Here is a 6,773-nt window from a genome sequence, read left to right as displayed (position 1 = left end):
GCCGGCGCATCCACGCCTGGAACGTCGGACCCGGCAGCGTCATCCGCTTCGGCAATCCGGCCGACGGACCGCGCATGACCCTGACCGGCCGCCCCCCCCCCCCCCCCCCCCCCCCCCCCCCCCCCCCCCCCCCCCCCCCCCCACGGCCCGGACGCGCCGGTCCTGCTGCCCCTGGCCGGAGGCAACAGGACCGGTGACACGTACGAGGGGCGGCCGAGGGGGTGGCCGCCGCCTCATCGATTCACTCCGGCGTGAGACCTCACCCCACCTTCTCGATCAGGGCCCGGCGGATCAGGAACTTGCCGGGCTCACGGACCTGTTCGAAGGCCGCGTTGTTGAGCAGCGCACAGCTGCCGGAGACCGAAGTGACCTCCACCGTCGTGGACTTGTTGTTGTCCAGGTTGGTGACCTTCAGCTTCGTGCCGGCCGGGAACTGGTTGCTGGACGCGGCGGGCGCGCCGCCCTCACCGGAGAGCGTGACCGTGGAGCCGTTGCACACCTGCTGCCCCGAGGCAGCGGCACCGCCGCCGGTGTTTCCCGCGGGAGCGGACGCGGCCGGCTGCGACGGCTGGGCCGAGGCCGCGGGAGGCTGTGCGGCCTCGGCGGGCTGCGACGGCTGCGCGGTCTGGGAGTCCTGAGCCGACTCCCCGACGGTGCACCCCGACGCCTCCTGCTTGCGCTTGATCTCCGCGACGACCGCCTCGCGGTTGGCGATCCGCGCCTCGGACTGCGCGTCCGGGTTGGCCCGCTGGTCCGCGATGAACTTCTGGTTGTTGCCGAGGGCGGTGGCGAGGCCCAGGCAGACCGTCGACTCCGACGCCGACTTGGGGGTCGGTGCCGCGTTCGACGTGCTCGCCATGACGAAGGCCCCGCCTCCCGCCACGGTCGCCGCGCTCACCAGAAGCGCGATCTTCTTCTTCGTACCGAGAGTTCTCCTGCGCGACATCCGCGCCTCCTGAGAGGTAGGGGAGCGTACGCCGCTATGTACGAGATACCGAACGAGGTTACTCAGCAGTTACAGGAGTCACTCAAGTGACCTGCGCCACATGCGCATACGTGGCTGGTCAGCGCGACAGGGCGTCCCGTACGGCCTCTTCGGAGCGGCCGACGACCGCCGTCCCGTCGTCCGCGGTGATGATCGGGCGCTGGATCAGCTTCGGGTGCTCGGCGAGCGCCGTGATCCAGCGGGCGCGCGAGCCGGCGTCCCGCGGCCACCCCTTGAGTCCGAGCTCCTTGGCCTCGGCCTCCTGGGTGCGGGTGATGTCCCAGGGTTCGAGACCGAGGCGCTCCAGCACGCCCCGGATCTCGTCCTCGCTCGGCACGTCCTCCAGGTAGCGGCGGACGGTGTAGTCGGCGCCCTCTGCGTCGAGCAGCGTCAGCGCGCTGCGGCACTTCGAACACGCGGGGTTGATCCAGATCTCCATGCCCACACGGTACGCGCCGACCGGCGTGTTCGATTTCCTGGCGTCCCTCCGGCACCTCGTGGAGCAGTCGTGACACCACGTCAGTTCTCCTGCTCACCAGGGCTTTTGCCGAGCTCTGCGGACTCCCCGTTGTCAGTGCCGGGCGGTAAACTGTAAGCAGTGTTCGAGGGTGGCGCCGGGGATGCCGACGTCTTCGGTGAGCCGCCCGACCGCGACAGGAGGATGCCTGTGCCCGCTGCCGCCCTGAAGTCGAAGCCGCTGCCCACCCAGTCCACCGCGAAGCGCCCCGTCCTGCTCGACCTGCCGTACGCGCCCGTGGAGAAGCGGCCGCTGCCCCCGGGCCGGCCGCGCCAGTGGTACGTGACGCACAACCGCCGTCTCAAGGCGATGCGCCTCGCCATCGCCCTGCTCGACTCGGGCGTCCACATGCCCAACCAGGCCCACAACGAGGCGATCCGCGACACGGCGGAGCTGATCGGCGTCCACCCGCCGTCGGACACGACGTGCCACATGGTGCGTGCGTTCATGCGCTACACACGCTGACCCGCCCGTCCCGAGCGCCGGACGCCCCGAACGGCGGGGTGTCCGGCGCTCGTTCATGCCACCCCGGCGGGTGCCGCGAACACGCACCGGACGGGAGCACGGACGGGGCCGGCTCGACCTGCCCGTGTGTCTCCAGCCGTATCGGTGGGGAGCAGGGAGCCCTGACAGACGGGACCGGCTCGGCCCGCCCGTGGGCGTTCGGGGGTCAGTCCTTGCTGAGCTCCCTCTCCAGCGGCGTGCGGAAGCGGGGGGTGATTCTGGTCGTGCCCAGCCAGGCGGCCAGCCGCTGCGCCTCGGAATCGATCGCCGCGCGGGCGTCCCGGCCGATGCCGTCCTCGTCGAGGAGCCGCCAGACGATCTCCCCGTCCGGCCGCTGCGCCCAGCCGCCCACCACCCGTCCGTTCCACCACACCGTCGGTCCGACGTTGCCGCTGCCGTCGAACAGCCGGGGCCGCAACTCCGGGGCGAGGTACCAGTCGCGCTGCTGCCATCCCATCGCCGTCGGGTCGAGGCCGGGCAGCAGCGCGGCCCAGGGCTCCCCGGGCGCGGGAACCGGTCCGGCGTCACCCGCGGCCACGTAGCCCGTGTCCCCGTCCAGCGACACCGCCTCCGCCCCGGCCGCGGCCAGGGCCCGGCGGACCTCCGTCACACGCCACCCCGTCCACCACTTCAGGTCGGCCTCGGTCGCCGGGCCGCACGCCGTGAGCCACCGTCCCAGCAGCTTTGCCTGCGCCCCCGCCGTGTCCAGCTCGGCGTGCTCGGGTGCCACGGCCCAGCGGAACCGACTGGACGTCCAGGAGCCGAGCGGCCGGCCGCGCACGACCTTCCCCTCGACGCCCAGGACCCTCAGCAGCCGGGTCGAGACCGTGTGCGTCCCCTCGTAGCTCTTCCCGGCCGCGTACACGAACTGCTCCCGCAACCGCGGCTCGTCCTGGGCGAGTTCGGCCGCGGTCGCCTGACCGCGCCGGGCGAGCGCCGCCAGCGTCGACTCCTCGACGTCCTTCAGCCAGGCCGCGTCCGGCGCACCGGCCGTCGCCATGTGCTTGAGCAGCGAGGCCCGCTCCCGGGCGGCGACGGCGAGCCCCGTCGAGGCGTGCACGACGGCGGTCAGGGCGGTGGGGAACACGAACACCGTGTGCCGCATGCCGTGCATCCGCACGAGGTTCCGGTCCTCGTACAGGGCCCGCTCCGTCTCCCCGACGGTCACGGCGGGGTCCGCGAGCCGTGCGCCCACGGCCAGGTACACCGTCGCCGGGTCCGTGCCGTGCAACGCCACCAACGCGTCGGCGACCTCCTCGGGCGTCCCCGCCCTGGCCCGCCCGGCCAGCCGGTGCCGCAGCGCGAGCCGGGCCCGCCGCTCCGCCACGTCGATGTACCGCACTCCGCCGCCCATCCCGGCCTCCGCTCGCCGCGTCCTCACGACCCTCCTGCATCATCGCGGACACCACTGACAGCCGCCCACGACCGCCCCGCCGCCTCAGCCGTACCGCTCCAGCAGGCCCGTCACGTACGCCTCCATGCGCCCGCCCAGCACCTCGGGCGTCAGATCGGCCCGGCCCAGCTCCCGCCACGGTCCGGCCAGCTTCGCCGCGTCGGGGACGTAGGCCAGCGCGTCGAGCAGCCGCCAGTACAGATGGTCCGGACCGTCGGCCAGGAGCCGCCCGCCCTGTGCCTCGTAGCGCTCCCGGAAACCGAGGCCGTACTCGGGACCGTGCAGCAGCGCGAGTGCCGTCGAGCTGGGGGCACCTCCCACGCCCTTAGGGCAGTGGGGGAGGGCGACGTCCAGATCGGCCGGTCCCCAGGAGGTCTCCACCCAGTCGACGACCCCGCTGATCCGCAGACCGGCCCCCGACCCCGTGAACAGCACGTTCCCGGGGTGGAAGTCCCGGTGCAGGAAGCAGCCCTCGTACGGCGGGGGATCGCGGCGGACGACGTCCACGGCCCGCTCCCACCCCGGCGGGACGGCCCCCGGCGACATCCACGCCTGGTACGTCCGCTGACGCTCCCGGGGGACGATCCGGTGGATCCGCGCCAGCTGCGCGGCCAGCAGGCCCACCCGCGCGCCGAGCTCCTCCTCGTCGACCCGGACCCGCCCCGGCAGCACGGACATCAGCAGCGACGGATGGTCGCAGTGCTCCCCGGTCGCGTCGACGCCGACCAGCTCGGGGGCCGGCACGCCCTCCTGCTCCGCCAGCAGCGTCAGCGTCTCCGCCTCGCGGGCCAGCAGCCCGGGCGCGTGCCGCCGGAAGAAGGGCTTCACGAAGGTCCGCAGCGCCAGCTCGCCGCCGCCGTCGAGGGTGAGCCGACGCATCTGGGCGCTCCAGCCCCCGGCCAGGAAGGCCCACTCGTCGACCGTACGGCCCTCCGGGATCTGCTTGGCCACCCATGCCCGGGTCGACGTCCAGCCCCGCTCACCGAGACCGGTCAGCACGTCCGTGACGAACTCGCGTCGGTCCGTCGGGTGATCGCGGAACCACACACCCAAGCGGTGCTCCGCGTCGGGGAGTTCCCGGTGGGTGAACTGCGCCCGGTGGGCCAGTGCCCCGGAGAGGGCCTCCGTGACGGCGGGTGGGATGACCTCGTCCGTGCCCGGCACGACCAGCACGGCCCGCCCCTCGTACGCCCGCAGCACGTCCAGGGCGGGGGAGGCGCGCCAGCTCCCGGGGCGGCGGATGATCTCGCTGAACGGCCCGTCGCCCGCGCCGAACGGCAGGTCCCACGCCTCACCCGCGTACACGGCCGGCGCGCACAGCCCCAGCGCCGCCACCCGGTCCCCGTAGTGCCGCACCAGGTCCGCCACCGTCTGGCCGCTCATGCTGAACCCCACCAGCACCAGCGGCACGCCCGCCCCGGCGCGGGCGTCGACGACGGAGACGGCCTGCTCGAAGCGGCGGCGCAGGCTCAACTCCCGCAGCAGGCCCGTGCTTTCCCCGTGCCCCGAGAAGTCGAAGGCGAGGGCGTGGCAACCGTGGGCGGCGAACTCCTCCAGCAGCGGCACCAGCCGCTCCTTGCTGCCGTTGCCCGCGCCGTGCAGCAGCACGACCGTCGCCCGGGCGGGCCCACCGCCCCCGGAGGACAGCCCGCGGAGTCGCTCACCGCCGACGACGTGCGTGAAAGGGGTGACCTCACTCATACGGCCATTCACTCACGCGGGCCGCGGCCCCGAGGGGAGTTCACAGTCCCGGCGCTCCCCACACCGGGAACCACCGGCCGAGGTCCTGCTCGATGCGCAGATCGCCGGAGAGCGCGGCCCGCACCTGCAGTTCGAGCGCGTTGTCGCGCCGCTGCGTCCCGTCCGGCAGCGGCGCGAACGGATAGAAGGTGCCGCGCTTGTAGAGGTAGACCAGCGCGAGCCGCCGGCCCGCGGAGTCCTCGAACCCGGCGAGGGAGCACAGCAGTTGCGGCCCGAACCCGTTGACCTCCATCTGGCTGTTCACGGCGTGCAGGTCGTTCACCAGGTCGGAGAGCCGGTCGGGGGGCCGGTGCGAGACCAGCCAGGAGTAGCCGTAGTCGTCCCGCCGCAGCTCCACCGGCGGCCCCTCGCGGTCGGTGTCGGCGTCCAGCAGCGCCTGCACTTCCCGGTGGGACTGCTCGAAGGCCGCGCCCTCGACCGAGGCGAAGCACACCGCGCCCTGCCCCGTCGGTGTGAAGCCGGCCGCCGCCTCCAGGGTCACGGCCGCCGAGGGCAGCGCGAAGAGCCGGTCGAGATCCGCCACGACCGGTCTCGTCCGGCCGAGCAGGATGTCCAGCAGCCCCATGCGCCGATCATCCCCTTCCGGGTGCCGCCGCCTCGCCCAGCTCGGCGGAGATCCGGCCCAGCTGGTCGAGCCGCTGCTCCAGACTCGGGTGGGTCGAGAAGAGCCGCGCGACACCGGGCTCACGGCCCAGCGCCGGCGTGAAGTAGAAGGCGTTGAACGCCTGGGCCGTGCGCAGGTCCTCGGTCGGGATGCGGGCGATGTCGCCCGAGACCTTGGTGAGCGCGGAGGCCAGCGCCGAGGGCCGGCCGGTGAGCAGCGCCGCCGCCCGGTCCGCGGCCAGCTCCCGGTACCGGGACAGCGCCCGGATCAGCAGGAAGCTGATCGCGTACACGGCAGCGGCCACGCCCATCACCGCGGCGAAGATCGCGGCCGTGTTCTGGTCCCTGCGGGCGCCGCCGAACAACTGAGAGTAGAAGGCGAACCGCACGATCAGCCCGGCGATCACACCGAGGAACGAGGCGACCGTGATCACGGCGACGTCCTTGTGCGCCACGTGGGAGAGCTCGTGCGCGAGGACGCCCTCCAGCTCCGCCGGCTCCAGCCGTCGCAGCAGCCCGGTCGTCACGCAGACCACCGCGTGATCCGGATTCCGCCCGGTGGCGAACGCGTTCGGCATGTCCATCTCGGACACGGCGACGACCGGCTTCGGCATGTCGGCGACGGCACAGAGCCGGTCCACGACGCCGTGCAGCCCGGGATACTCCTCCCGCTCCACGACCCGGCCCCGCATGGCGTACAGCGCGACGCGGTCCGAGAACCAGTACTGCGCGCCGAGCAGCGCCGCCGCGACCACCACGACCAGTACCCACGACTTCAGCAGCACGATCAACGCGGCGACGAACCCCACGTACAACAGTCCGAGCAGGAACAGCGTGATCCCCATCCGGGTGGTCAACCGCCGGTCGCTCCGGAAGCGGCTGTGCATCTGCCTCACCCCGCAGTCACGCACTCGTCCCACAGCCAGTGTGCACCGGCCCCCCTCATGAGCGGGTCGCGCGCACCCCCAGAGCGGGCAAAGCCGTCCCGGTCATGAGCGAGAGCGCATCCG

7 protein-coding genes are annotated in these 6,773 nt (G+C 73.2%); 1 reads left to right on the top strand and 6 read right to left on the bottom strand.

All coding sequences use genetic code 11. The features are described 5' to 3' along the window. Positions 1-259 precede the first annotated feature (259 nt). Entirely contained in the window at positions 260-946 is a 687-nt protein-coding gene (locus tag ACFZDI_RS29585; protein ID WP_234847554.1) for a septal ring lytic transglycosylase RlpA family protein, read from the bottom strand. A 118-nt stretch (positions 947-1,064) separates the two neighbouring features. Further along, positions 1,065-1,424, bottom strand: coding sequence for an arsenate reductase family protein (locus ACFZDI_RS29580; RefSeq protein WP_234847553.1), 360 nt, complete (start codon positions 1,422-1,424; stop codon positions 1,065-1,067). 228 nt (positions 1,425-1,652) lie between these two features. Between ACFZDI_RS29580 and ACFZDI_RS29575 the strand changes: the two genes are divergently transcribed. After that, positions 1,653-1,967 (top strand): hypothetical protein, encoded by a 315-nt coding sequence (locus ACFZDI_RS29575; protein WP_361120346.1) that lies wholly within the window; start codon positions 1,653-1,655, stop codon positions 1,965-1,967. A gap of 205 nt (positions 1,968-2,172) precedes the next feature. Here the strand turns inward: ACFZDI_RS29575 and ACFZDI_RS29570 are convergent, their stop codons facing one another. The 4 genes from ACFZDI_RS29570 to htpX form a co-directional block, all read right to left on the bottom strand. Beyond that, positions 2,173-3,360, bottom strand: a complete 1,188-nt coding sequence (locus ACFZDI_RS29570; protein WP_391254530.1) for a DNA glycosylase AlkZ-like family protein — start codon at positions 3,358-3,360, stop codon at positions 2,173-2,175. Between the two features lie 84 nt (positions 3,361-3,444). Further along, a complete protein-coding gene (locus ACFZDI_RS29565; RefSeq protein ID WP_391254508.1) occupies positions 3,445-5,100 on the bottom strand; it encodes an alpha/beta fold hydrolase in 1,656 nt (551 codons plus the stop codon). A gap of 40 nt (positions 5,101-5,140) precedes the next feature. Next, on the bottom strand, positions 5,141-5,725 hold the full coding sequence (locus tag ACFZDI_RS29560) for a hypothetical protein (RefSeq protein ID WP_391254507.1): 585 nt from the start codon (positions 5,723-5,725) through the stop codon (positions 5,141-5,143). Positions 5,726-5,732: 7 nt separating this feature from the next. After that, positions 5,733-6,650 carry a zinc metalloprotease HtpX gene (htpX, locus tag ACFZDI_RS29555; RefSeq protein ID WP_234847549.1) on the bottom strand — a complete coding sequence of 306 codons (918 nt, stop codon included), beginning with the start codon at positions 6,648-6,650 and terminating at the stop codon, positions 5,733-5,735. Positions 6,651-6,773 lie beyond the last annotated feature (123 nt).

The sequence above is a fragment of the Streptomyces sp. NPDC007907 genome (assembly GCF_042959365.1).
GTDB classification, from domain to species: Bacteria; Actinomycetota; Actinomycetes; order Streptomycetales; family Streptomycetaceae; genus Streptomyces; species Streptomyces indiaensis.
This window is presented reverse-complemented; position numbering and strand designations above follow the sequence as displayed.

Excerpts from the sequence above, each read along its gene's own strand:
- ACFZDI_RS29570 (WP_391254530.1), bottom strand. The coding sequence starts at position 3,360 with ATGGGCGGCGGAGTGCGGTACATCGACGTGGCGGAGCGGCGGGCCCGG.
- ACFZDI_RS29560 (WP_391254507.1), bottom strand. The coding sequence starts at position 5,725 with ATGGGGCTGCTGGACATCCTGCTCGGCCGGACGAGACCGGTCGTGGCG.
- ACFZDI_RS29585 (WP_234847554.1), bottom strand. The coding sequence starts at position 946 with ATGTCGCGCAGGAGAACTCTCGGTACGAAGAAGAAGATCGCGCTTCTG.
- htpX (WP_234847549.1), bottom strand. The coding sequence starts at position 6,650 with ATGCACAGCCGCTTCCGGAGCGACCGGCGGTTGACCACCCGGATGGGG.
- ACFZDI_RS29580 (WP_234847553.1), bottom strand. The coding sequence starts at position 1,424 with ATGGAGATCTGGATCAACCCCGCGTGTTCGAAGTGCCGCAGCGCGCTG.
- ACFZDI_RS29565 (WP_391254508.1), bottom strand. The coding sequence starts at position 5,100 with ATGAGTGAGGTCACCCCTTTCACGCACGTCGTCGGCGGTGAGCGACTC.